Here is a 25,009-nt window from a genome sequence, read left to right on the forward strand (position 1 = left end):
CCCCCCCCCCCCCCCCCCCCCCCCCCCCCCCCCCCGGCGCACCAGCGCCACGCGGCCCGCCGCACGTCTTCGGGCTCAGACCCGGGCGGTGAAGGGACACTTCCAGTCGGCCGGCTTGCGGCGGCCCGAGTAGCGCCGCGCCTCGGAGAGCTGCTCGTACTCCACGAGGTTCGGGTTGATGTCGCCCTGCAGCTCGATGTCCTGCTTGCGTATCTTCTCCTGGAGCCGGTCCCACAGGCCGGCGGCCTTTATCCGGTTGAACTGGGCGTGGGAGTTGAAGGCGAGCATCGGGAACGGCGGGCGGCGGCCGAGGCGGCTGTGCGTCTCGTGCAACCCGATCACGAAGAACGGGTGCCCGGCCACGCTGTACGCGAAGGCGCCGGACGAGGGGTCGCGGTCATAGCCGTCGGCCCAGGTGTGGGTCAGGCTGTCATGATCGTGAACGGCCTGCAGCTGCTGCCACATGAGGTCCTCGAACTCGGTGTCCGGCACGTTCAGCGGACCCGAGAAGGTGGCGACGAAACTGGTGAAGGGCTTGGCCTCCCAGTCCACCGACTTCACATAGGCGTGCAGGTCCTCGGTCATCTGCCGGGCGGCCCCGTCGTCCCCGAGCCAGGTGTAGTGATGATGGGCGATACCGCCCTGCCGCCACGCCGAACGGCCGGCCAGGCAGGGAAAGGCATTGCCGAGCAGGAACTGCCCGACTTCAGTGGCGGCGGAGGCGTCAACCGTCATGTTCGTGACCTTCGGTGAGGGGGGCATCGCCCGGGGGTGGGGCCCTGGTCGTGCTGGGGACTCTGGCAGTGAAGATCGAACCCCGCCGATTCGTCAAGACATGGCCACCGGGCACCTGGTCGGCCGCCCTCACCAGCAGCGACAGGAGCGTGGCCGAAGGGCGCCGCACTCCATCGGGCGGGACGTCGCCCCGGCGGGCCGCACGCCCTGGGGACGCCGGGGGAACCGCCGTCAGCGTGCGGCGGGAAGGCCGCTCCCGGTGCGCTTCAGCGTGCGGATCACCGGCGCGGTCTCCAGGGACCGGACGGCGTCCAGCGCGGCCACCCGCTCGGTCAGATACCGGCACAGATCATCGGCGCTGCGGCAGTTGACCGCGGCGACGAGATTGCTGGGGCCGGTGGTCATGGCGGCGAACGACACCTCGGGATGCGCGGCCAGCTCACCCGCGACGTCGGCCAGCGCGGAGGGCCGCACGGACATCCACAGCCGTGCCTCGGTGGGGAACCCCAGAGCCGCCGGAGCGATGTCGACGGCGTAGGTGAGGACGCCGGCTCGCCGCAGCACCTCCAGGCGGCGCCTCGCCGTGGAGTCCGCCGCGCCCATGGCGGCCGCGAGCTCGGCGTAGCCGGCCCTGCCGTCACGCGCGAGGATCTCCAGCATCGTCCGGTCCTGCTCGTCGAGGACCACCGGCCCGTCGCCCGGGGACGGCGGGGCGGGCCGCAGACGGTCGACCTGCTCCGTGGAGAGCCGGGCGGCCCCCGCCCAGGCGTCCGGCAGAGCGGTGGCGCGCAGCAGCAGGTGCGCGGAGACCGCGGTGACCCGGCTGGTTCTGGGGAGCTTGTGCAGCAGCAGGGCATCGCGCTCGGCGGCGGACGGCGTCTGGACGTTGCAGGAGATCTCCGTCCCTCCGGAGAGCAGGTACACGAAGGACGTGTCGGACCGGGCGGCCAGAGCGCCGGCGATGGCACCGGCCGCATCCGGGGTGCACTGCAGCCGGAGAGTCCACGACGTGTGGCCGAGCGGCACGCCGTTGACGACGCCGACGACCCGGAGGACACCGGCCGACCGCAGTCGGCGGTAGCGGCGGGCGACCGTGTTCTCCGAGACGTCGAGGACCTCGGCGACGGCGCGGAACGATGCGCGTCCGTCGATCTGGAGCGCATGGACCAGCCCGCGGTCCACCTCATCCATGCCCACGACATCGGTGACGGTATCCATCGCATCACGCTACTTCGTGACGGCTTCCTGCGTCCTGACGACGCTGTATGGCCCTCCCATGCCCGTCACGGTGATCGTGGACACCCGCCGCCGGTCCCGGCAGGCCTGGGCACACCCCTCCCCACACGGAAGGCTTCGATGAACTCGATGAACGCCAACAGAAAGATCCTCGTCACGGGAGCGACCGGGAACGTGGGCCGACAGATGGTCTCCCGGCTCCTGGCGGCCCACGCGGGCGACGTGCGGGCACTGACCCGCACCCCCGACGCGGCCCGGCTTCCGCCGAAGACCGAAGTACGCCAGGGCGACCTGGCCGACTCCGGCGCGCTGGAGTCGGCCCTGCAGGGGGTGGACGCGGTCTTCCTCCTGTGGCCCTTCCACAGCGCCGAGCCGGCCGCCGCCGTCGTGGAGGCCGTCCAGCGACACGCGCGCCGCGTGGTCTTCCTGTCCTCCGGCGCCGTCCAGAGCGGGCTTCCCTGGGATCGGCAGCCACACCCGGTGGGACGCTCCCACCGGGCGGTGGAGCAGCTGATCGAGGACTCCGGCCTGCGCTGGACGCACCTGCGGCCCAGCACCTTCGCCGCCAACGCCCTGTGGTGGGCTGAGCAGATCCGCACCGGCGATGCGGTACGCGGCGCCTTCGGGGCCGCGGCCATGGCACCCCTGCACGAGGCGGACATCGCCGCCGTCGCGGTACGCGCCCTGACCGACGACGGCCACGACGCTGCCACCTACACGCTGACCGGCCCGGACGTCCTGACCCAGGCCGAGCAGGTCCGCGTGATCGGCGAGGCGCTCGGCCGGCCCCTGACGTGGCAGGAGCTGTCGCGGGAAGCCGCTCGGCAGCTGCTGCTGGCCGATGCGGCGATCCCCGACTCCTTCGTGGAGGTCCTGCTGAACGGGTACGCCGAGATGCTCGACGGGCCCCGCCCCGTCACCACCGGCACGGTCGAGGAGATCACCGGCGCACCGGCGCGGACCCTGCGCCAGTGGGCCCTCGACCACGCCGAAGAGTTCCGTCGGCGTCGGTGAGCAGCGCGGCCACCAACCGGGCGGCGACCGGCACGGGCACTCCGTGCCGGTCGGCCGCCCGCAGCAGCGCGCCGCCGATCGCGTCGAGCTCCAGTGGACGGCCCGCCTCCGCGTCACGTTGCATCGACGACTTGCTGTCGCCCGGGAACGCGTCGTACAGCTCCAGGGTCTTGTCGGGATCGGCCGGCGCACCGCAGGCCCCGCTCACCGCGGCGGCCTCCGCCACCAGGGCCGACAGCTCCGCGCGCCGCTCGGTCCGCACCTCACCGATGGTCAGACCGTAATGGGTGGTGAGCAGTGCGAACGGAGCCAGGAACGCCAGCTTGGCCCAGAGCGCGGCGGTCTCGTCGTCGGCCACACGCGTGCGCACCCCCGCCTCCTCCAGCACCGCCGCCAGCGCCCCGAGGCGCTCGGGTGCTCCGGCCAGATCGATCTCGGTGAACGGGCTGCCGTGCTCGATGGTCCCCGGCGCGGTCCGGGTCGAGGCGACACGGATGACGCCCGGCACGACGCACCGCGCGCCGTAGCGCCCGCGCAGCACGTCCGGGTGCTCGATGCCGTTGAGCAGCGGAACCACCCAGCCGTCACCGACGACGCCGGGTGGGATCCGCTCCAGTGCCGCGGCCAGAGCGGTGTGCTTGACGGCGATCAGGCACAGATCGACCGGTTCCCGCAGCTCGGTGTCGGCTTCGACCCGCGCGGTGAAGGCGCCGAACTGCGGGCTGCGCACCGTGATGCCGTCCCGCCGCAGCATCTGCGTCGTCGCCTCGCCCGCCACACAGATCACCCGGTGTCCGGCGCGGGACAGCACGCCCGCCAGGAGACCTCCGACTCCGCCCGGGCCGAGCACCGCCACGCTCCAGGGTCGTGCGGCGGGTCGGGTCGCGGGCGCCGCACCGGCCTCGGCTCCGGTCGCGTCCCCCGCCCCGGCTCCGGTTCCGCGGGCGGCCGACGGCGCGGAGAGCACCGCCTGGCAGTCCCGCCACGCCGACGTGCTCAGGAGTGGTCGAAGGCGGCTGAAAAGGCTGAGCAGGCCGGCGCCCGAGGCCGCCCGGAACGCGGGGTCGACGCGGGCGATGTCGAGTTCGTTCGCGGCGGTGAGCTCGGCGAAGTCCCGCCGCAGCGCGAGGGCCGGCGTGTGGGTACGACCGGTGAAACGGTCCCGGAAGGTGGCGTCGGGGTCCGCGGGCGTGGGGTACGAGGCGTCCCGGTCGCAGCCGGCGTAGAAGTACACCAGCGCCTCGGCCTCGGCGCCGATGACCGCGGCCAGCTCCGCGCGGCGCTCGAGCGGCAGCAGGGATGTGGCGAAGCCGTCGGTGCCGTAGAAGGCATGGCACAGGCCGGCGAGCCGCAGGGCGGGCCGGGCGCCCCACGCGGCGAGCTGTTCCTGCACGCGGTGGAGGTGGGCCAGCAGCGTCCCACCGGGATGCCCGAGCGTGTCGGCGCCCAACTCGCGCGCCATGTCGGTGACGCGGGCGATGACCGGACCGATATCTGAACCGCTGTCGGAATCGAAATCCGAACCGCTCTTTGCACCGATCTCGAATTCGATGCCTGAACCGCTATCAGGAGCGGCTCCTGGATCATTGCTGCCTGAACCATTGACGTCAGGAGGTACGGAGAACATGGGCTTCGGGCTCCTCTCGGTGCTTGACGGGTCGGCACCTGCCCCGGCCCGCGCCGGCCCTCCGGCCTGGTGCGGGAGAGGGGCGTGGTTGCCGCCCTTGGCCCTGCGGTGATCATCGAGGATGCCTCAAATCCGAGTCAATCCCAGGGTTTTCTTGCCCCTGCCCAAGCAATCGCTTGGATTTCGGCGTCGACCTGCCGGACACCGCCCGGGTGGCCCGCCGGCGGCCCCGCATTGTGGCCGGGCCTATGCGGAGAGCGCATCTTTTGACCTGCCGGGGCGCCGTGCCTACGCTCGGAAGTGACATCTGTTTGAGGTTGCAACGATGTCCGCGAAGCAGGTCGGAGTCCTGCTAAGTCGCCCCCGTACGGTGCGTCAGGGCCTCGCGCGTTCCCGGCGCACGGCGGTGAGCCCAGGAGAACTCCACATCGACATGCCGATGCATCGGCAACGCACCAACCCCGAGAGGGGACGACGATCATGCGCGCGAAGACCAGGACCCACCGCATAGCCGCGGCACTGTGCGCAGTGCCCTTCCTCGTGCTCGCCGGGGCCGGCGCCGCCGGCGCGGCTCCCGCCGCCGCACCGGCGGCCGCACCCACCCACGCCTCCGCCCACGGGTGGGACTGTGACGACGACTGGGGCTGGGGCGACTGCCACGACCACTTCGGCTTCGACGACTACGGAATCAGCGTGATCGTCATCGGCTGATCATCCGAGTCGCGGGACCGACGAAAACCTTCCACCGCAGGGGACCTGCCCGCACGGGCCGGACCCCTGCCGCCGTGCCGGGCCGCGGGAGACGGTCGGCGACGCGCTGACGCCGCCGACCGCGCTCGGGTCGGCGGCGTCGGACGGACCCGGCGTCAGGCGGCCTGCTGCAGTCGGTGCAAGGACGCCACCAGCTTGTCCACCTCCTCGGGTGTGTTGTACAGCGCGAGGGAGGCCCGGGCCGCGCTCTCCACGCCGTAGTGGGCCAGCGCGGGCTGGGCACAGTGGTGGCCGGCCCGGATGGCGATGCCGTCGCGGTCCAGCCAGTCAGCGACCTGTGACGGATCGTGACCGGCGAGGGTGAAGGTGAGTACGGCGATCCGCTCGGGCGCCGAACCCAGCAGCTCAAGCCCCGGAACCGTGGACATGGCCTGCTGTGCGTGCGCCATGAGCGAGGTCTCGTAGGCGGCGATGGCGTCCCGGTCGAAGGACGTCAGCCAGTTGAGCGCGGACAGCAGACCGACCACGCCGGAGATGTGCCCGGTACCGGCCTCCAGGAGGTGCGGCACCGGTGCATAGGAGGTGCCGGCGAAGCCGACCGACTCGATCATGTTGCCGCCGCCCTGCCACGGCGCCATGCTGCGCAGGATCTCGGGCTTGGCGTACAGAGCGCCGATCCCCGTGGGCGCGAACAGCTTGTGGCCGGAGAACACATAGAAGTCGGCGTCCAGGTCCTGCACGTCGACGGGGAAGTGCGCCACCGCCTGCGCCCCGTCCACCAGCACCTTGGCCCCGTAGCGGTGCGCGAGCGCGGTCATCTCGCGGACCGGCGGGACGGTGCCGAGCACATTCGACGCATGGCTGACCGCGACGAGTCGGGTGCGCATCGACAGCAGATCCGCGTACGCGGTGAGGTCGATCTGCCCGTCCGGTTGCAGCGGTACGGGTACCACCCGGGCCCGGGTCTCCTTGGCGACCAACTGCCAGGGGACGATGTTGGAGTGATGCTCCAGCACCGGCACGAGGATGTCGTCCCCGGGGCCGAGGTTGGCCCGTCCCCAGCTCTGGGCGACGAGGTTGATCGCCTCGGTGGTGCCGCGTACGAAGACGACGTCGTCCGGTGACGACGCGCCGAGGAACTGGGCGACCGCCGCCCGGCCCGCCTCGTACGCCTCGGTGGCCTCCCGGGCCATGGTGTGGGCACCACGGTGGATGTTGGAGTTGGCGGATCCGTAGAAGCCGGCCAGCGTCTCGATGACCTGACGCGGCTTCTGCGTGGTGGCCCCGTTGTCCAGCCAGACCAGCGGGTGCCCGTTCACGGTCCGGTGCAGGATCGGGAAGTCCCGCCGCGCCAACTCGGGCGAGAAGGCGACCGGTTGACCGGGGAGACCGGCGGGTGGCGAGGGTGGGGGAGTGCCGGGTGGGGAGGTGGCGGACGGTGCCCCTTCGGCGACCGGCGGTGTGGCCGGGGCCGGAGCGGTCGCCGGAGTCGTCATGGCGGCCGTGGTCGCCGTCGGCGCGGTGGTGGGAGCCGTGACCGCGTGCAGTGCCGCAGCCGGATCCGTGGTCGCCTGCGGGACCGTGCCGGGCCACCGACCCCGCGTAACGTCAGGAGTAGTCATGGTAGTTGGAGACCTCGACGTTCTGGAGCACCGCGAGGGCGTCCTCCACCAGCACCGCGCTGTTGAAGTACGCCGTCATCAGGTACGACGTGATGCCCTTCTGGTCGACGCCCATGTTGCGCATCGACAGGCCGGGCTCCACCTCGTCCTCGACCTTCGCCGGGCGCAGGCCCACCACGCCCTGCTCGGCCTCGCCCACGCGCATCAGCAGGATCTCGGTGGTGCCGATGCCGGCACCGCCGGAGAACCGCACCTTGTCGGAGGGCAGCAGGGGGACCCCGCGCCAGGTCAGCAGGGGGCTGCCGAAGCTTTTGTCGATGATCGGGGGCACGCCCCGGCGCGTACACTCCCGGCCGAACGCCGCGATGGCCCTGGGGTGGGCGAGGAAGTAGCCGGGCTGCTTCCAGACGCGGGTGAGCAGCTCGTCGAGGTCGTCGGGGGTCGGAGAGCCGGTGCGTGCCTGCACCCGCTGGCCGGGGGCGACGTTGTTGAAGAGGCCGAATTCCGGGTGGTTGAGCAGCGAGGCCTCCTGCCGCTCGCGCAGCGCGTGGACCGTGAGGTTGGACTGGGCGCGGGTCTGGTCGATCGGCCCGTTGTAGAGATCGGAGACCCTGGTGTGCACGCGCAGCACCGTCTGGGCGAGGGTCATGTGGTACTCGCGGGGGGTGTCCTCGTAGTCGACGAAGGTCGCGGGGAGGTCCGGTTCGCCGTCGTGCCCGGCCTTGAGGTCGACCGGCACCTCGGCGCCCGGCAGCACGCCGTCCGCCGCGAGGTAGGCGTCCATCGCCCCGCGCACCGTCGCGTCGCGGTCGCACAGCCCCGCGAGCACGCCGCGCTCGACGCACAGTGCCACGCCGGGGGTGAGCGCCTTGACGCGGTACGACAGGGGCTCGCCGCGGGTCCAGGCGTCGAGGTCGAAGAACTGGCCGTCGCCGATCACTTCGAGCAGGGCGTCCTCGCCGTAGCGGCCGCTCACCCGCTTCTCGGCGCGGCCCTGGGCGATCACCCACAGCCGGTCGTGCGCGTCCCCGTCCTGCGCGAGCAGCTGCCCGGTCTCGAAGGGAACTTCCGTGAAGGCGCCCGCCAGTTCGGCCAGCAGCGCGTCGTCGGCCTCCCTGAGGTAGGGCAGTTCCCGCAGGTCGCCTGGGATGATGCGGGGTGAGCCACCGTCGGCGTGGGTGCTGATGCGGTCGTCTCCGAGGACGTACGTACGGCGGCGGTTGACGCGGAAGACACCTGCTTCGACGTCCACCCAGGGCAGGGCGCGCAGCAGATAGCGCGGGGTGATGCCGCGCATCTGCGGAGTGGTCTTGGTGGTGGTCGCGAGCTGCCGTGCCGCATTCGGGCTGAGACTCATCTGGTCGTTCACAGGACCTCCTCGCACACAGGCATGCCGAACGACCGGCGCGGGGCCGACGGCACGCGGGAACGAACCGATCGTGTTGTCGGGCTCCGCGGGCCCGCAACCGACCGTCCGCCGGGGTGCGGCCTGAAACGCTCGCCGAACTGGATGCGCAAGTCCGTATGCCTGAGCGACTACGCGGCGTCGTGCCGCCGGTACCACGCGTCGGCATAGCGGAATTAGTCATTCCATCGACGTCGCGGCATGTCACTCGGCGTCACATGGCATCCCATATACGACCAGATTCGCCCTCATAACACTACTTTGCGTTTCCTAAAGGGTGACTTATGGCACTGGCCTATGACGATCCGCCAGGGTCTGGTGAGGTATGCGGGTAGGGACGGGGCACACGGAGGCCGAGGGGAGCGGGGGAGTGGGGGAACTGATGATCTGCCGGGTGTACGTCGGGTGCGGTCCCTGGGCGCGTCGAGCCGGGGCGGGGAGCGGTCCGGTGCGCGGGGCAGCGGGCTGTGTTTGTTGGGGACTTGTGTGAAAGGGCTGTCGTTGCGGGTGGTGGGTCCGTAGTGTCGGCTGGCGCCGGAGCCTGCTCTGGGGATTCTTCGTGGGATCTGCCCCTTGGCTCCTGGACCATGAGGCAGTGCTTGCGCCGAGGGAGCAGTGGTGACATCCCTGATCGTACCGGTCATGATCACATTCGGGATCTTCCTGTTGGCCATGGTGGCCGTGGGTATCGCGACCTATCAGGACACGTTGACGTTCTCTGATTTCGCTTTGGGCGGCCGCCGGTTGAGCGCGCCGCTCGCGGCCCTCTCCGCCGGGGCCAGTGACATGTCCGGGTGGCTGTTCCTGGGGTTGCCGGGCGCGGTGTACGCCGCCGGTATCGGCGCCTCGTGGATCGCCGTCGGCCTGGCCGTCGGCACGTACCTGAACTGGCGCCTGGTCGCGCCGCGCCTGCGTACGTATACGGAACTGGCCGGCGACGCCAAGACGTTGTCGGCGTATTTCGAGGAGCGGTTCGAGGACGGCAGCAGGATGCTGCGGGTGGTCTCGGCGACCGTCACCGTCGTGTTCTTCACCGTCTACGTCGCCAGCGGCCTGCTGGCCGGGGGCGTCCTCTTCGAGGGCATCTTCGGAGGCGGCTTCGAGTTCGCGCTCACCGTCTTCGCCGTGGTGATCGTCGTCTACACCGTCCTGGGCGGCTTCCGCGCGGTCAGCGTGACGCACTCGGTGCAGGCCACGCTGATGTTCTGCGCGGCCGTGGCGCTCCCGACGATCGGCATCGGGCTGCTGGGGGGCTTCGGCGCGGTGCACGAGGCGCTCACCCGCAAGAGCCCGGACCTGCTGGACATGGGGGCCAAGGCCGGTTTCGACGGCGCGCGTTGGGCATCGGGCGGGCCGCTCGGCGCGGTGGCGGTGATTTCGCTGCTCGCCTGGGGGCTGGGGTACTTCGGGCAACCGCACATTCTGGCCCGCTTCATGAGTATCCGCAGTACGCGGGAGATCCCCCTGGCCCGCCGTATCGGTGTGGGCTGGGTGGTCGTCTCGCTGGCGGGTGCTTCGCTGGTGGGGCTGGTGGGTGTCGCCGCGCTGGACCAGCCACTGGAGAACCCCGAGACCGTGTTCATCGCGCTGTGCGCCCAGTTGGTCAATCCGTGGATCGCCGGCATTCTGCTGGTGGCCGTGCTGGCCGCGATCAAGTCCACCGCCGACAGTCAGCTGCTGGTCTCGGCGATGGCCCTGACCGAGGACTTCTACCGGGCCTTCGTCAAACGGCGGGCCACGGACGCGTCGATGGTGCTGGCGTCCCGTGTGGCGGTGGTGGCCGTCGCGGTGGTGGCGTACGTCATCGCGCTCAGCGGGGGCGCCGTGCTGGACATCGTCGCCTACGCCTGGGCGGGCTTCGGCTCCGCCTTCGGTCCCGTGATCCTGCTGTCGCTGTACTGGCCGCGGATGACACGGGCGGGGGCGATGGCCGGCATGCTCACCGGGGCGGTCACCGTGGTGCTGTGGAAGCACATCGATCCCCTCCTCGGACCGCTGCAGTCGGGCGTGTACGAGATGGTGCCGGGGGTGCTGGCGGCCACGGCGGCGGCGCTGCTGTTCGGCAAGTTCGTCGGCCGCCCGCCGCGACGGGTCTGGTCCGGCCCCATGGAGAAGCGCGCGGCCTCTTCGGTCCCGGTCGGCTGAGCCGGAGGCGAGGGCCCCGCCCCTGACGTCCCCGCCCGTCGCCGGTCCGCGCGCGGAGCTGCGGGCACCGCGCGGCGGTGCTGTGCTGGAGGTGGCGCGGGACGCCAGGGGCCGTACGTGCTCGTCGCAGCGGGTAGCCACATGGGTGCGACAGGTACGGTTTCCCTGACGCGGCGTGATCGGACAGCGGCGCGCGACGACGCGCGCCGAACGAGCCGCGAAGGAGCCGACCGTGGACACGGGCACGAAGCAGGACACCAACGGGCGGCACTGCCTGGTGACCGGTGCCACCGGCTACATCGGCGGACGGCTGGTTCCGGAGCTGCTGCGGGCGGGCCACCGGGTGCGCTGTCTCGCCCGGACCCCGGGCAAGCTGCGCGACCACCCCTGGGCGCCGGACGCCGAGGCGGTCGAGGGCGACGTCACCGACCCGGCGTCGGTCGCCCGGGCCATGCGCGGCATCGACGTCGCCTACTACCTGGTGCACGCGCTGGGCACCGGACGCGACTTCGAGGAGAAGGACCGCACGGCCGCGCGGATCTTCGCCGAGCAGGCGCACGCCGCAGGGGTGCGGCGGATCGTCTACCTGGGCGGTCTGACGCCCGAAGGCGTACCGGAACGGGAGTTGTCCCGGCACCTGCGCTCGCGGGCCGAGGTGGGGCGCATCCTCCTCGACGGTCCGGTGCCCGCCACGGTGCTGCGCGCCGCGGTGATCATCGGGTCGGGCTCGGCGTCCTTCGAGATGCTGCGCTACCTGACCGAACGCCTTCCGGTGATGGTCACCCCGAGCTGGGTGCGCACCCGCATCCAGCCCATCGGAGTCCGCGACGTGCTCCGGTACCTGGTCGGCTCCGCGGCGATGCCGGACCACGTCAACCGCACCTTCGACGTCGGCGGCCCCGATGTCCTCACCTACCGGGACATGATGCGCCGGTACTCCGCCGTCGCCGGACTGCGCCGCCGGCTGATCGTGCCCGTGCCGGTGCTCACCCCGGGCCTGTCCAGCCACTGGGTCGGGCTCGTGACACCGGTACCGGCATCCATCGCACGACCGCTCACCGAGTCGCTGCGCCATGAGGTCGTCTGCCACGAGCACGACATCGCCCGGTACGTCCCCGACGCCCCCGGACAACCGCTGCCTTACGACGAGGCGCTGACGCTCGCACTGCGCCGGGTACGCGACGCCCAGGTCGCCACCCGCTGGTCGTCGGCCTCGGTGCCCGGCGCGCCGAGCGATCCGCTGCCCACCGACCCGGACTGGGCCGGCGGCAGCCTGTACGAGGACGAACGCCGGCTGACCGTCGCCGCGTCGCGCGAGTCCCTGTGGCGGGTGATCGAAGGCATCGGCGGGGACAACGGCTGGTACTCCTTCCCCCTGGCCTGGGCGGTGCGGGGGTGGCTGGACCGCTTCGTCGGCGGCGTCGGCCTGCGGCGCGGCCGGCGGGACGCCGAGCGGCTGCGGGTGGGCGACTCGCTGGACTTCTGGCGGGTGGAGGAGATCGAACCGGGCCGTCTGCTGCGGCTGCGCGCCGAGATGCGGCTGCCGGGCCTGGCCTGGCTGGAGATGTACGCGGAGCACGACGGCGAGGGCCGCACCCGCTACCGGCAGCGCGCCGTGTTCCACCCCCGCGGACTGTCCGGGCACGTCTACTGGTGGAGCGTCTCCCCGTTCCACGCCGTCGTCTTCGGCGGGATGGCGCGCAACATCTCGCAGGCCGCCGCGAAGGGCATGAGCGCGCACCGGACACCCGCGCCGGCGGACCACCGCCCGGACGCCCGCGGCGGACGAAGTGCCCCGTAACAGCCCCGACATGACACCAGGAGAGGCGCCATGACCGTCGCGGTCGTCCTGTTCACCGCGGACCTGCGGCTGCACGACCATCCCCCGCTGCGGGCCGCGCTGCGCGCGGCGGACGAGGTGGTCCCCCTGTTCGTCCTCGACCCCGGCATCCGCGCGGCGGGCTTCGACGCGCCCAACCGGCGGGCCTTCCTCGCCGACTGCCTGGCCGACCTCGACGCCGGGCTCCGCGAGCGCGGCGGCCGGCTCGTGCTGCGCTCGGGGCAGGTGGCGCGGGAGGTGGGCCGGATCGCCGCCGCATGCGGAGCCGGCGAGGTGCACATGGCGGCCGGTGTCACCCGGTACGCCCACCGGCGGGAGGAACGCGTCCGCAAGGAGCTCCAGGAACGCGGGGTGGACCTCCATGTGCACGACGCGGTGATCACGGCCCTCACACCCGGGGCCGTGACCCCGGCCGGCTCCGACCACTACGCCGTCTTCACCCCCTACTACCGCCGCTGGTCCGCGGAACGACTGCGGGACACCTGCCCGGCGCCCCGCACCGTGCGGGTACCCGCCGGGTTGTGCTCCGAGCCGCTGGTGTCCCGCGACTCGGTGCCCGGCACCTCACCGGGCCTGCCCGCAGGCGGGGAACGCGCCGGCCGACAGCGGTTCTCGAACTGGAAGCGGTCCGGCCTGGGCGCCTACGAAGAGCGGCACGACGACCTCGCCGGCGACGGAACCTCCCGCCTCTCGCCCTACCTCCACTTCGGGGCCCTCTCGCCCGTCGAGCTCGTCCAGCGGGCCCGCGCGCACGGCGGCCCCGGGGCGGACGCCTTCGTGCGCCAGCTGTGCTGGCGCGACTTCCACCACCAGGTACTGGCGGCCCGGCCCGGCTCGTCCGTGAACGACTACCGCACACGCGACGACCGCTGGCGGACGCGGGACGAGGCGGCCGAGGAGATCACCGCGTGGCAGGAGGGCCGCACCGGCTACCCCGTCGTCGACGCCGCGATGCGGCAGCTGCGGCACGAGGGCTGGATGCACAACCGTGCCCGCCTCCTGGTGGCCAGCTTCCTCACCAAGACCCTCTACGTGGACTGGCGGATCGGCGCCCGGCACTTCCTGGACCTGCTGGTGGACGGCGACATCGTCAACAACCAGCTCAACTGGCAGTGGGTCGCCGGAACCGGCACCGACACCCGCCCCCACCGTGTGCTCAACCCGGTGGTCCAGGGCAAACGCTTCGACGCCCAGGGGACGTACGTACGCCGCTGGGTGCCCGAGCTGCGGGACGTGCACGGCAAGGCGGTCCACGAACCCTGGCGGCTCCCCGCGCCCGAACGCGCCCGCCTGGACTACCCCGAGCCGCTCATCGACCTCGCGGACGGCCTGGCGCGCTTCCGACACGCCCGGGGCCGAGGCTGACGCACCGCGCACGCCACGGGCGGCCGGCGGCGCGCGCTGAGCCGTCGGAGTGAGCCGTGCTCCGGCGAGGGCTCCTACCGGGCAGGGATCACCGCATGCCCGGGGGCGCTGTCCGGGACGCCCTGGCGAGGCCCCCCCCGGCGCGGGTGGCCGGCGGCCCCCGGACCGGACGAAGGAGCGCGTGTGAAGACCGTATCGGGGCCGACCGACCACGTGGTCGTCGTCGGTGCCGGGCTGTCCGGCCTCTCCGCGGCCCTGCACCTGCTGGGGGCGGGCCGCCGGGTCACCGTGGTCGAACGGGACGCCGGGCCGGGCGGACGAGCCGGCCGGCGCGCACTCGGCGGGTACCACCTGGACACCGGCCCGACCGTGCTGACGATGCCGCACCTCGCCGACGAGGCCTTCGCCGCCGTCGGCGACAGCCTGTACCGGCGGGTGGACCTCATCCCGCTGCACCCCGCCTACCGGGCCCGCTTCGCCGACGGCTCGCACCTCGACGTCCACACCGACGGCGACGCCATGGAGGCGGAGGTGCGGCGCTTCGCTGGCGCCGCCGAAGCCGACGGCTACCGGCGTCTGCGGTCCTGGCTCGAACGGCTCTACCGAGCCCAGATGCGCCGCTTCATCGACACCAACTTCGACTCGCCCCGCCAGCTCCTGCACCCGGACCTGGCCCGGCTGGCGGCGCTCGGCGGATTCGGCCGGCTCGATCCGCGGATCGGCAGGTTCCTCTCCGACGCCCGCCTGCGGCGGGTCTTCTCCTTCCAGTCGCTGTACGCGGGCCTGGCCCCGGCCCGGGCGCTCGCCGCGTACGCCGTGATCGCCTACATGGACACGGTGGCCGGTGTGTGGTTCCCGCGCGGCGGCATGCACGCGCTGCCGCAGGCGATGGCCGATGCGGCCGGTGACGCGGGCGCCACGTTCCACTGGTCGGCCGAGGTGACGGAACTCGAGCGCTCGGCCGGCCGGGTACGGGCCGTGCGCCTCGGCTCCGGGGAACGCGTCGCCTGTGACGCGGTGGTCCTCAGCCCCGATCTGCCGGTGGCACACCGACTCATGGGGCGCGCACCACGGCGCCCGCTGCGGCTGCGCCATTCCCCTTCCGCGGTGATCCTGCACGCCGGCACCGACCGCACCTGGCCGGACCTCGCGCACCACACCATCTCCTTCGGCGCGGCCTGGGAGCGCACCTTCGACGAACTGACCCGTACGGGGCAGCCGATGAGCGATCCGTCCCTGCTCATCACCCGCCCCACGACCCACGATCCGCGGCTCGCCCCACCGGGCAGGCATCTGCACTACGTCCTCGCGCCCTGCCCCAACACCGCCACCGGGCCGTCCGCCGCCTCCTGGCGCGAACTCGGGCCGCGCTACCGCGACAGCCTGGTGACCGAGCTGGAACGTCGCGGCCTGCACGGCTTCGGGGACCACATCGAGCACGAACTCCTGGTGACTCCGGCCGACTGGACCGCGCAGGGACACGCGGCGGGCACGCCCTTCTCGGTCTCGCACACGTTCGCCCAGACCGGCCCCTTCCGGCCGCGCAACCTGGTGCGCGACCTCGACAACGTCGTACTGGCCGGCTGCGGGACGACGCCCGGGGTCGGGGTGCCCACGGTGCTCATCAGCGGGAAGCTCGCCGCCGCCCGCATCACCGGCGGCCGCCCCGCCCGCCGCGGCGCCGCGGTGCCGGCCGCCCCGCGCTGCCCCGGCCAGGAACGGCGGCCGCGATGACCCGTCGCGAACTGGCTGCCGCCGGCATCACCGACCCCGCCCTGCGCACGGCCTACACACACTGCCGGCAGCTCAACGCCCGCCACGGCAGGACGTACTTCCTCGCCACCCGTCTGCTGCCGGTCGAACGCCGCTGCGCCGTCCACGCCCTGTACGGCTTCGCCCGCTGGGCGGACGACATCGTCGACGACCTCGACCGGCGGCGCACGCCCCCCGAGCGGGACCGGCTGCTGCGGCTGCTGGAGAACGACCTCGCCCACGGCCTGCGCACCGGCGGCGGCGACCAGCCCGTGGTGCGGGCCGTGGCGGACACCGCCGCACGGTACGCGATCGAACCCCGGCTGTTCGCCGACTTCCTGGCCTCCATGCGCGACGACCTGAGCGTCACCGACTACCCGACCTACGCGCACCTGCGCGCCTACATGCACGGTTCGGCGGCGGTGATCGGACTGCAGATGCTGCCGGTCCTCGGGACCGTGGTGCCCCGCGAGACGGCGGCGCCGCACGCGGCGGCCCTCGGAGTGGCCTTCCAGCTCACCAACTTCCTGCGGGACGTGGGCGAGGACCTGGACCGCGGCCGCGTCTACCTGCCGGCGGACCTGCTCGCCGCCCACGGGGCGGACCGGCCGCTGCTGGAATGGAGCCGCCGCACCGGACGCCGCGACCCACGGATCCGCGCCGCGTTCGCCGCCGCCGAGGCCCTGACGAGAGCGGTGTACCGCGAGGCGGAACCGGGCATCGCCATGCTCGACCCCCGGGTGCGGCCCTGCATCCGTACCGCCTACACGCTGTACGGAGGCATCCTCGACGCGATCGCCGCCGACGACTACGCCGTACTGCACCGCCGCTCCGTGGTGCCGCGCCGGCGCCGGGCGGTGACGGCCGCGGCCGGCATCGTACGCATCCTGGGCGCCCGCGCCCGCACGACCCCGCCGCGCCCCACGGCCCCGCTACGCGGCGAGCCGGCCCCCCAACGGGCGGGGGACCGGCGGTGACCGGTCGCAGGGAACGGGCGGGCTGGAGCTCACCGCTGCGGCTGCGCCGCGGACCGAAGTGGGAGGCGCAGCCGCCCACCTGGCGCGCGGCGCGGCCCACGCTGATCGCCGACGCCCTCAAACGCGCCGGCGCGCGGCCGTCGGGCAACTGGTTCGTCGTGGGAGCCTCCCGGGACGTGACCGCCGGCGGCCGCCCCCGCGGCAGGACGGTGGCCGGCGAGGAGGTCGTCCTGTGGCGGACCGCGGCGGGTGCGCTGCGGGCCGGGCCCGGAGCGTGCCCGCACCTGGGGGCTCCGCTGCGCGACGGCCGGGTGGTGTGCGGCACGCTGGTGTGCCACTGGCACGGACTGGCCCTGGACGGCGGCCCGTTCGCCGGCTGGGAGCCGTTCCCGGTCCACGACGACGGCGTGCTGCTGTGGGTGCGGCTGGACGAGGTCGGGGGCGAGGAGCCGATAGAGCGCCCCGTGGTGCCCGCCCGACCGCCGGCGGGGGCGGTGGAGGCGGTGTGCACGGCGGTGGGACGGTGCGAGCCGCAGGACGTGGTCGCGAACCGGCTCGACCCCTGGCACGGCTCGTGGTTCCACCCGTACTCGTTCGTCGACCTCCGGGTGGTCCGCGTACCACGGCACGACGAGGACGACGCGTTCGCCGTGGAGGTGTCGTTCCGCGTCGCGGGCCGCCTGGTGGTGCCCGTGCGCGCGGAGTTCACCGCACCTGAACCGCGCACCGTCGTCATGCGCATCACCGAGGGCGAAGGGGCGACGTCCGTGGTCGAGACGCATGCGACGCCGCTGACCGCGAGCGCGGCGGCGGAGCCGAGAACGGCCGTGACCGAGGCCGTCGTCGCCGCGTCGGACCGGCGCGGCTTCGCCCTGGCGCGCGCCGCCGCACCGATGCTGCGCCCCCTGATGCGCCGGGCGGCCGGCCGGCTGTGGCGCGACGACCTGGCCTACGCCGAGCGCCGCTGGGCCCTGCGGAGCACCGGGCGCTTCCCCGGCTGAGCGGACGTGCCCGGCCCGCCCGGCCGTTCAGCGGCGGGCCGCCGCACCCGCCAGCGCCCGCAGAACCCGGGAGCGGCCCGCCCTCGGCACCGTCCACAGCACCTGGCCGCGGACTCCCCAATCGGCGAGCAGGGCGTTGGCCGCCAGGAAGCCCGAGGTCGCCGCGCGCTCCATCAAGGCCACCGGAAGCCGGGTGCGGACCAGGTCGCCGGCGACCATCACGCGCGGATGCGGGGTCCGAACGAGCGGCCGGCGATGGTGGCCACCGACGTCGAACAGCGGGCAGTCGGACCGCCATTCATGACGCGCGTCCACGATCCGCGCCTCCCGGGTCTCCGGGTAGACCTCGCGCAGCCGGTCGACGAGCCGTTCCTGCACCCGCTTCGGCTCCGCGGCGGGATCGATCGCGTAGGCGTGCAGCTCCACCACCGAACCGCCGGTGCGCGCCGCCCAGCGGGCCGCCTCGCCCTCCCAGCGGTCGAGGACGCCGACGTTGTCCAGACCCCCGAATCCGCTGGTGCCGAGGAAGCCGGCGCGGTCCTCGCGCACCGGCCGGTCGAGCCACAGGCGCGAGACGAGGAACGGTGGTGCGGTGCGCAGCCCCTGGACGTCGTCGCGCCACCCCGCGCTCCCCAGGCCCGGCGACCTCGCCACGATCCCGCGCAGTCCCGCCGTGTCGAGCGCGAGGACCACCGCCTGGTGCCGCTCCCTCGTCCCGTCGGTCTCGACCTCCAGATCGCCGTCGACCGGGCGGACCGCACCGACCGGAGTGCCGGTACGGATGTCGACCCCGCGCTTCGCCAGATAGCCGCCGAGCGGATCCCACAGAGCCCGCGGGAAGGGCTCGCCGGGCACGTCGAAGAGCAGGCCCTCGGAAGAGCCGAGGAAGTAGATGTGGAACATCACCAGCAGCTCGGCGGCGGACAGTTCACGCGGATCGGCGAAGAAGCTGCGGGAGAACACCTCGAACGCGAGATGGTGCGCGGCCTCGGGGAAGCGGACGCGGGCGAGGAAGTCGGTCGCGCTGACATCGTCGTAGCGCCCGTAGACCTCGGGCACCCGTACGTCGAGCAGTGGCAGGGCGGCGCGCGGGTCCATCGAGGCGAGGTCGCGCCAGCCGAACGTCGGGCTCAGGGCGGCGAATCCGAGCGCACTCCAGGGCGGTGTCCGGGGCACCCGGACGAAGCTGTCGGTCAGGCCGCCGCTGTGCCGCAGGGGGTAGTCGGGCAGGGGGACGAGGCAGGTGAGAGCGGGGTCGGTCCGCCGCAGCAAACCGCGCAGGTTGTAGTACTGGCGGAAGAAGGCGTGGAAGCCGCGGCTCATGGTCACTTCGGAGCCGTCCGCCAGACACGTCCGCCATCCGGCGAGGCGCCCGCCGAGCGACGCCTCCCGCTCGTGGAGCGTCACCCGCACACCGCGTTCGGCGAGGGCCGTGGCCGCGGCGATGCCGGCGATGCCCCCGCCCACCACCGCCACACGGGGGGCGTCGCCGTCGCTGAAGCGCGCCCGGCCCGGGACGGGCATCAGCACCTGCGCCTTGCGGTCGCGGCCCCTCCGGGCGGCCCCGGCGCGCCTGAAGGCGCTCATACGGCGGGACCCGTCACCGGGCGGCACCGTTGCGACCGAGGAAGGTGTGGACGATGCCGGTCTGCCAGCCGGCAGCGGGGGCGGTGCGCACACCGGTGAAGCCGGCCCGCACGAGCCGGGCCGCGAACACCGGGGCGGTGTCGAAGGCGAGGACGCTGTGCCACAGGTGGCGGTAGAGCGCCCGGTCACCGTTCAGGGTTCCGGCCGGGATGATCAGTGTCCGGCACACCGCCGTCCACAGTGCCCGGTGGAGCGGGGATCCGCTGAGGCTGTAATCGTGCACGGCCAGCCGGCCGCCGGGACGCAGCAGGGCCCGCACGACGGCGAGCGTGCCGTCCGGGTCGGTGACGTTGCGCAGCAGATAGGCGGCGAAGACGGCGTCGAAGGGACCCTCGTCGACGGTGCGCAGTTCCTCGGCGGTCAGATGCAGGAACCGGACGGTGGCGGGCCACTGCTTGGCCTGCGCGCGTTCCAGCATGCCGGCGGAGGCGTCGACGGCCGTGACCCGGGCGCGCGGAGCGGCGTGCAGCAGGGCCCGGGTGGAGGCGCCCGTACCGCAGCCGAGGTCCAGTACGTGCAGACCGGCGCCCTCGCGCGGCAGGCACAGCCGGCGGGCCGACCGCAGCAGTCCGGACCGGTGGCCGGGGTTCAGCGCCGTGAGGCGGTCGTAGCTGTGGGACGCGTGGTCGAAGGCGCGGGTGAGGTCGTGGTCGTGCAGCAGTGTCATCGGCGGCTCTCCTCGGACGGGGCGGTCGCGGTCACCCCGGCGACGGGGCGGCGGGGCAGGAAGGGCAGCTCCGCCGCGGTGCGGAGCATGGGGCCGACGGGCGTGCGCAGACCGATGCCGAACTCCTCCCAGGGCGTGGTGGCGCCGTCGAGGAAGCGCAGCAGCCGCGCCGTCGGGACACGACGGAACAGTTCGGTGAAGAACCCGGGGCCGTCGATCCGGCCGGTGTCCAGCGCCCGCAGCAGCACGGCGTCCATGGCGAGCGCCCGCCGGCCGTGGAGACGGGGCGCGAGATCGCCTCCGTCGCGCAGCGCGGCGGCGATCGCCCGGCTCTGCCGCTGCACGGCGGCGAAGGTGTAGCCGGTCGCCGGCCGGGTGGCACCGCCGGCCGCCCCGACCCGGAAGACGGCCGGCCCGATCCGGCGGGGGAAACGTGCGTCGGTCATGGGGATGACGCCCTGCTCGGCCGACTCCACGGTGAGCGCCCCCAGCCGCAGCACCTCGCCGGTGTAGTGGCGCAGTGCGGCCTCGTACGCGGTCGTGGTGAGCGGCGTGCGGGAGAACTCGGTGTACTCGACCAGCGCGCGGTCGGGCGCGAGGGGAAGCACATAGCCGAACGCGAGCCCGTGGCGCGGCTGCGGCACCCGGAAGTCCATCAGGTCCGCGACCTCGGGGTCGAAGCACTCACCCGCCGTGCGCACGAACCAGCCGCGGAAGTGCTGAAGCAGTGTCGTACGAGCCGGCGGCAGACGGCGCAGGGGCCGGGAGTCGAAGACGTACCGGCCCCGAAGGAGGAGGACCCGGCCGTCGGGGGTGGCGCAGCGGACCTCGGCCCCGCCGGTGGTGGTGCGCACGGCCTGGGCCGTCGCCCGCAGAACACGCGCCTGCGGGTACCGCGCCAACCGGGAGTGCACCAGCTCTTCGAAGGCCGCGGACCGCAGCATCCGGTAGCGCAGCGGTGCGGTGTCGGTGGTGACATGCCGGCCGTCCGGGCCGCGGACCCGCAGCCGCGGCCACGAGGCCACCACCGCCTCCTCGAAATCCCCGGGCGCGTCGTCCCAGTAGCACCAGGTGCGCTCGGCGGGGCGCAGCGGTCCGTCGGGCGCCTCCACCACGGTCACCGAGGTGGTACCCGTCTGCGTCAAGCAGTGCGCGAGGCTCAGCCCGGCCGCACCGCCCCCCACCACGACGACCTCCGCCCGCCCGGCCGGTGCGGTGGTGGTGCGGCGGCTCACCGCGCCGGCCGTCCGACCGCCGGTGCCCCGTCCGACGATCGAACGCGCTGACCGGTCATCATCCGCCTCCTTCACGCTGCTGTCGGCACGGGCCGACGGCGACGGGCGGACCAGCCGATCACGTCACAGGCGCCGATGCCAGTCGCCGCAACGTCGTCCGCCGGAGGCGACCGCATCGGGTGACGGCTTGTTACCGCCGCACGACCGACTCCACGGCCACCGGAGGTGCGTGGGACCGGTGTGTCGGTCAGCCCTCCGGCATCTCCGCGAGCCGGAAGGGCCCCGCGGCGCCGGGGCCGAACATGACGGGGAGGTTGCGTCCCTGCGGGACGACGACGAGCGGCTCGTTGCGGTATTCCCGGAGGAAGTTCTCCAGCGGTTCCCAGATGAGGCTCCGGTATCCGGCCTCGGACCGTTGGCGTTCAAAGGAGAGGGTGAGTGCGGATTCCGTCAGGCTGACGCTCACGGCGTCCACTTCGATCCACTCTCCGCCGATCCAGGCTTCGAGCCTTACGTATGACATGACGTAAGGGTGCCCTGCGGCGCGGGGTGCTGGCAATCGGCCACGATCACGACGAGGCGACGACGAGGGCGGTCCGGCCGCCGGGGAGTACGACCTACTGGAGCCCGGTCTCCGTCTTGCTGAACAATTCGCCTTCGGAGTAGAAGAACACCGCACTGCTGATTCCGTCGACGCCGTAGCAGGTCCAGGTGACGGGGTAGTTCTGGGCGGGTTCGGCGTCGGTTTCCTGTTGGCATGTGTTGGCATACTTCAAGAGGGTCTTCTGGCTGCTGCCGGCCTTGATTTTCCAGTATTCCGCGAGGGTCAGCGGGTCGCTGGTGGCGGCACTGACTTCGTAGATGCCGGCGGCCATGAGGAGGCCGAGGGCGCCGACGCCGGCTATCACGCTCTTCTTCACGGGTGGGTTGTCCTTATGCGGATCCGGATGCGGTTCTGACGGGGCCGGCACGGGTGGGCCGGGACTCCGTGGTCCACGGCGGCGCGATGCGCCACGGGGAGGCCTTGATCGTATCGGGACCCGTTGCCCGTCGCCGCCCCGAGCCGGCCCCTTCGCCGTGACCGTGCCGCTTCCCGCCCGTCATCGGCGGTTCGCTCCACCGCATCGGCGTCGCCTTCGCGGCCGGAGGCGTGCCACTACGCGCCGCCTCGAACCCGGCCTGCTGCATCCATGCGAGGGCGACTGCGCACGCACGAATCCACCTCCCCAAAACCGGACGAAAAGGATGTTAATCTACTCCTGCTCCCGACCGGCCCGAGTCCCACCGACTCCGGTCCCACCGACTCCAGTGCCACGACGAATGCCGTCCGCCAGGTGGAGAGAGAAACCCGATGCCCTCGAAAGGCGCCCGCATCGCCGCCCAACGGCCTCCGTACCTACGCGACCTGGCGCAGGGGTTGGAGAGGTTCTTCGAGCCCCGCCGAGGAGACTGCCCCTGGTGCTCCTGCCGCGACCTCCGCCGGCGCCTGCACACCACCGACCTCATCCAGCACAAACCGGGAGCCTTCACGCTGGAGCAGTGTCGCGGCTGCGGCCATGTCTTCCAAAACCCCCGGCTGAGCACGCAGGGCCTGGAGTTCTACTACCGCGACTGTTACGACGGCCTCAACGAACGGGCCATGGACCGGCTCGCGTCCTCGCACATCTTCCGAAAGCTCTACCGGTCCCGAGCCCGGGCACTGGTGCCCTTCGGGCGCCCCTCCCGCTGGCTCGACGTGGGCACGGGCCACGGCCACTTCTGCGCCGAGGCACGATCGATCCACCCCACCACACAATTCCACGGCCTCGACCGAGGGAAGGGCGTCGAGATCGCCGCCCGCACCGGACGCATCAGCCACGCCTACCAGCGCTCGTTCACCGAACTGTCCGCTCAACTCGCCGGCCGGTACGACGTGGTGAGCATGCACCACTACCTTGAACACACCACCGACCCGCGCCGGGAACTCGCCGCGGCCCACACCGCGCTGCGCCCCGGCGGCCATCTCCTCATCGAAGTCCCCGACCCCCAGTGCCTCTCGGCCCGGCTACTGGGCCGCTGGTGGGTCCCCTGGCTTCAGCCCCAGCACCTGCACCTCATCCCGCTGCGCAACCTCCGCCGCGCGCTGGAACAGCACGACTTCACCATCAAGGCCGTCGACCGCCGCGCACCCCACGTCCCCACCGACCTCGTCGCCGCCGCCCTCAACCTGCTCAACTCCGCACTCCCCCCAGAAGACCTCCCCTGGCTGCCCGCGGCACCCGGGCGGCTCGGCCGCCTCACCCGTGCCCTGGCATGTCTGATGGCCGCCCCCTTGCTCCTCGTCCTTTTCGGGCTCGACACGCTCCTTGCGCCGCTCGCCCGGCGCACCCGTCTGTCGAACGCCTACCGCGTGGTCGCCCGCCGCAACTGAAGAGGCCGGTCAGCCGACCGGGACCGGCGTGGTTCACTGCGTGGGTGACTGATTGTGACGTGCTGCGCGTCTTCTGTGGTGCCGACGGCCGATACGGCAACGCGCTCGGAGTCGTACGTGATGGAACCGCCGTCCCTACGGAGGCCGAGCGGCTGGCCTTCGCCAGGAGAGCGGGTTTCAGCGAGACCGTGTTCATCGACGAGCCCGAGCGGGGCGTCATCGACATCTACACGCCCACCTCGAGACTTCCCTTTGCGGGGTACCCGTGCGTGGGCTCGGCCTGGCTGCTCGGCGTGCCCTCCCTGGTCACGCCCGCGGGGGTGGTGCGGACCCGGACCGAAGGCGATTTCACCTGGGTCGAGGCGCGGGCCGAGTGGGCGCCACCGCGCGTGCTGCGGCGGTACTCCTCCGCGGCGGAGGTCGACGAACTGGCCGTACCGGAGCCCGGAGAGTGGATCTACGCGTGGGCATGGCAGGACGAGGCGGCCGGCGAAGTCAGGGCCCGCGGATTCCCCGGTCGCGGCGACGGAATCGACGAGGACGAGGCAACCGGCGCGGCGGCACTGCTGCTGACCGCACGCCTGGGCCGACCCCTGCGCGTCGCGCAGGGACGCGGCTCGCAGATTCTGACGGCCCCGCGGTCGGGAGGCCTGATCGAAGTCGGCGGCCGGGTCAGGAAGGATGGGCCGGTGTCCGGGGACGAATCCGTTGAGCCCTGCTCATGAGCGCCGGCCGATGGGGCACTCACGCCATCGAGATGACCGCTGACCGTGTGATCAAGCGGTTCCCGAGGAAGGACGGTGGTCGCGCCGAGCGGGAGTGGCGGGCTCTGTCCCTGCTGGCCATGTACGCTCCGGGGCTGGCTCCGGAGCCCCGTGAGGCCGACCTCGCAGCTCCCGCGCCGGTTGTGGTGATGTCCCGACTTGCCGGGGTTCCCCTGCGTGACGACGCTGTCGAGGGCGAGAAGATCGTTGCCTTGGCCGAGGCGGTGACCACTCTGTACGAGGCCGTGCCTGCCGACGTCGTACACAAGCTCCCGCTCAGGCCGGGACACCAAGGCGAGCTCGTCGACCGCCTCGGTGAGTGGGCCGTGACAGTTCGTCCCCAGACCGGCGGCCCGGTGCGGCAGGCCATGGACGCCGGGCTGAAGTGGCTGGCCCGGTCGGGCCTGGGGGCCGACGCCCGGTGGGAGGGATCACCGGTCTTCGGGCCGGGGGACGGCAATCTCGCGAACTACCTGTGGGACGGCTTCCGAGTCCGGGTCGTCGACTTCGAGGACTCGGGCCGTAGTGATCGGGCCTTCGAGCTGGCGGAAATCACCGAACACGTGGGCAGTTGGGTGCAGAACCCGTTCGACGTCTCGGCCTTCCTGGAGCGATTCGAACTCTCCCCCGCGGAGACCGTACGCCTGGAGGAGTGCCGCCGGTTGCTCGCCCTGGTCTGGCTGTTCCTGTTGGCGAGAGAGGCAGCGGAGCATCCCAGGAACCCTCCCGGCACCGTGGAACGGCAAGCCGACCGGGTGTTGGCGCTGTTGGCCTGATGAGCAGATGCGCGCAGCCGGCAAGGCCGGTGCATCGGCAGCCCGTCCGCCGCGCAAAGGATCGCGCGGCGGACGGCCGA

General features: G+C 72.7%; 21 protein-coding genes and 1 pseudogene. 11 read left to right on the forward strand and 11 right to left on the reverse strand.

Features of this window, described 5'->3' with window-relative positions; all coding sequences use genetic code 11:
• Positions 1-75 precede the first annotated feature (75 nt).
• Together gntA and AC0680_RS30315 are read right to left on the reverse strand one after the other, a co-directional pair.
• Positions 76-735: a guanitoxin biosynthesis heme-dependent pre-guanitoxin N-hydroxylase GntA gene (gntA, locus tag AC0680_RS30310; protein ID WP_478635003.1), complete on the reverse strand. Its 660-nt coding sequence runs from the start codon at positions 733-735 to the stop codon at positions 76-78.
• 231 nt (positions 736-966) lie between these two features.
• A complete protein-coding gene (locus AC0680_RS30315; protein WP_478635005.1) occupies positions 967-1,953 on the reverse strand; it encodes an Lrp/AsnC family transcriptional regulator in 987 nt (328 codons plus the stop codon).
• Positions 1,954-2,100: 147 nt separating this feature from the next.
• Between AC0680_RS30315 and AC0680_RS30320 the strand changes: the two genes are divergently transcribed.
• Positions 2,101-2,985 carry an NAD(P)H-binding protein gene (locus AC0680_RS30320; RefSeq protein WP_478635008.1) on the forward strand — a complete coding sequence of 295 codons (885 nt, stop codon included), beginning with the start codon at positions 2,101-2,103 and terminating at the stop codon, positions 2,983-2,985.
• On the opposite strand, the gene AC0680_RS30325 is transcribed toward AC0680_RS30320, so the two are convergent.
• Both AC0680_RS30325 and AC0680_RS30330 read right to left on the reverse strand, forming a co-directional pair.
• On the reverse strand, positions 2,912-3,841 hold the full coding sequence (locus AC0680_RS30325; protein WP_478635081.1) for a ketopantoate reductase family protein: 930 nt from the start codon (positions 3,839-3,841) through the stop codon (positions 2,912-2,914). The two genes, AC0680_RS30320 and AC0680_RS30325, sit on opposite strands and share 74 nt — an antisense overlap.
• Positions 3,842-3,937: 96 nt before the next feature.
• Positions 3,938-4,447 (reverse strand): annotated as a pseudogene (locus tag AC0680_RS30330) (DUF6817 domain-containing protein); the annotation flags it as partial.
• A 645-nt stretch (positions 4,448-5,092) separates the two neighbouring features.
• Here AC0680_RS30330 and AC0680_RS30335 point away from each other — a divergent pair.
• On the forward strand, positions 5,093-5,323 hold the full coding sequence (locus tag AC0680_RS30335; RefSeq protein ID WP_478635010.1) for a hypothetical protein: 231 nt from the start codon (positions 5,093-5,095) through the stop codon (positions 5,321-5,323).
• Between the two features lie 155 nt (positions 5,324-5,478).
• On the opposite strand, the gene AC0680_RS30340 is transcribed toward AC0680_RS30335, so the two are convergent.
• Both AC0680_RS30340 and AC0680_RS30345 read right to left on the reverse strand, forming a co-directional pair.
• Positions 5,479-6,945, reverse strand: coding sequence for a SufS family cysteine desulfurase (locus AC0680_RS30340; protein WP_478635013.1), 1,467 nt, complete (start codon positions 6,943-6,945; stop codon positions 5,479-5,481).
• Positions 6,932-8,314, reverse strand: coding sequence for a family 2B encapsulin nanocompartment shell protein (locus AC0680_RS30345; protein ID WP_478635015.1), 1,383 nt, complete (start codon positions 8,312-8,314; stop codon positions 6,932-6,934). Before AC0680_RS30345 ends, AC0680_RS30340 begins: the two co-directional genes overlap by 14 nt.
• Before the next feature lie 678 nt (positions 8,315-8,992).
• Between AC0680_RS30345 and putP the strand changes: the two genes are divergently transcribed.
• From putP to AC0680_RS30375, 6 genes are all read left to right on the forward strand, one after another.
• Positions 8,993-10,495 (forward strand): sodium/proline symporter PutP, encoded by a 1,503-nt coding sequence (putP, locus tag AC0680_RS30350; RefSeq protein ID WP_478635018.1) that lies wholly within the window; start codon positions 8,993-8,995, stop codon positions 10,493-10,495.
• 232 nt (positions 10,496-10,727) lie between these two features.
• A complete protein-coding gene (locus AC0680_RS30355; RefSeq protein WP_478635021.1) occupies positions 10,728-12,296 on the forward strand; it encodes an SDR family oxidoreductase in 1,569 nt (522 codons plus the stop codon).
• Positions 12,297-12,326: 30 nt separating this feature from the next.
• Positions 12,327-13,700 (forward strand): cryptochrome/photolyase family protein, encoded by a 1,374-nt coding sequence (locus AC0680_RS30360; protein ID WP_478635023.1) that lies wholly within the window; start codon positions 12,327-12,329, stop codon positions 13,698-13,700.
• Between the two features lie 183 nt (positions 13,701-13,883).
• Complete coding sequence (gene crtI / locus AC0680_RS30365; RefSeq protein ID WP_478635025.1) at positions 13,884-15,434, forward strand: phytoene desaturase family protein; 1,551 nt, start codon at positions 13,884-13,886, stop codon at positions 15,432-15,434.
• Positions 15,431-16,429, forward strand: coding sequence for a phytoene/squalene synthase family protein (locus AC0680_RS30370; protein ID WP_478635027.1), 999 nt, complete (start codon positions 15,431-15,433; stop codon positions 16,427-16,429). Before crtI ends, AC0680_RS30370 begins: the two co-directional genes overlap by 4 nt.
• Complete coding sequence (locus tag AC0680_RS30375; RefSeq protein ID WP_478635030.1) at positions 16,426-17,430, forward strand: DUF5914 domain-containing protein; 1,005 nt, start codon at positions 16,426-16,428, stop codon at positions 17,428-17,430. The genes AC0680_RS30370 and AC0680_RS30375 overlap by 4 nt, the downstream gene beginning before the upstream one ends.
• Positions 17,431-17,457: 27 nt before the next feature.
• Here the strand turns inward: AC0680_RS30375 and AC0680_RS30380 are convergent, their stop codons facing one another.
• The 5 genes from AC0680_RS30380 to AC0680_RS30400 all read right to left on the reverse strand — a co-directional run bounded on the left by AC0680_RS30380 (position 17,458) and on the right by AC0680_RS30400 (position 21,899).
• A complete protein-coding gene (locus AC0680_RS30380; protein WP_478635033.1) occupies positions 17,458-19,017 on the reverse strand; it encodes an FAD-dependent oxidoreductase in 1,560 nt (519 codons plus the stop codon).
• Between the two features lie 13 nt (positions 19,018-19,030).
• Positions 19,031-19,744 carry a methyltransferase domain-containing protein gene (locus AC0680_RS30385; protein ID WP_478635036.1) on the reverse strand — a complete coding sequence of 238 codons (714 nt, stop codon included), beginning with the start codon at positions 19,742-19,744 and terminating at the stop codon, positions 19,031-19,033.
• Entirely contained in the window at positions 19,741-20,979 is a 1,239-nt protein-coding gene (locus AC0680_RS30390) for a lycopene cyclase family protein (protein ID WP_478635039.1), read from the reverse strand. Before AC0680_RS30390 ends, AC0680_RS30385 begins: the two co-directional genes overlap by 4 nt.
• 247 nt (positions 20,980-21,226) lie before the next feature.
• On the reverse strand, positions 21,227-21,502 hold the full coding sequence (locus AC0680_RS30395; protein WP_468979544.1) for a hypothetical protein: 276 nt from the start codon (positions 21,500-21,502) through the stop codon (positions 21,227-21,229).
• Between the two features lie 94 nt (positions 21,503-21,596).
• Positions 21,597-21,899 (reverse strand): hypothetical protein, encoded by a 303-nt coding sequence (locus AC0680_RS30400; protein WP_478635041.1) that lies wholly within the window; start codon positions 21,897-21,899, stop codon positions 21,597-21,599.
• Positions 21,900-22,330: 431 nt separating this feature from the next.
• Between AC0680_RS30400 and AC0680_RS30405 the strand changes: the two genes are divergently transcribed.
• The 3 genes from AC0680_RS30405 to AC0680_RS30415 are packed head-to-tail and all read left to right on the forward strand — an operon-like array spanning position 22,331 to position 24,929.
• Positions 22,331-23,389: a class I SAM-dependent methyltransferase gene (locus AC0680_RS30405; protein WP_478635044.1), complete on the forward strand. Its 1,059-nt coding sequence runs from the start codon at positions 22,331-22,333 to the stop codon at positions 23,387-23,389.
• Between the two features lie 44 nt (positions 23,390-23,433).
• Complete coding sequence (locus AC0680_RS30410; protein ID WP_478635046.1) at positions 23,434-24,114, forward strand: PhzF family phenazine biosynthesis protein; 681 nt, start codon at positions 23,434-23,436, stop codon at positions 24,112-24,114.
• A gap of 32 nt (positions 24,115-24,146) precedes the next feature.
• Positions 24,147-24,929, forward strand: coding sequence for a phosphotransferase family protein (locus AC0680_RS30415; RefSeq protein WP_478635048.1), 783 nt, complete (start codon positions 24,147-24,149; stop codon positions 24,927-24,929).
• Positions 24,930-25,009 lie beyond the last annotated feature (80 nt).

Source organism: Streptomyces sp. NPDC043738 (assembly GCF_056436545.1).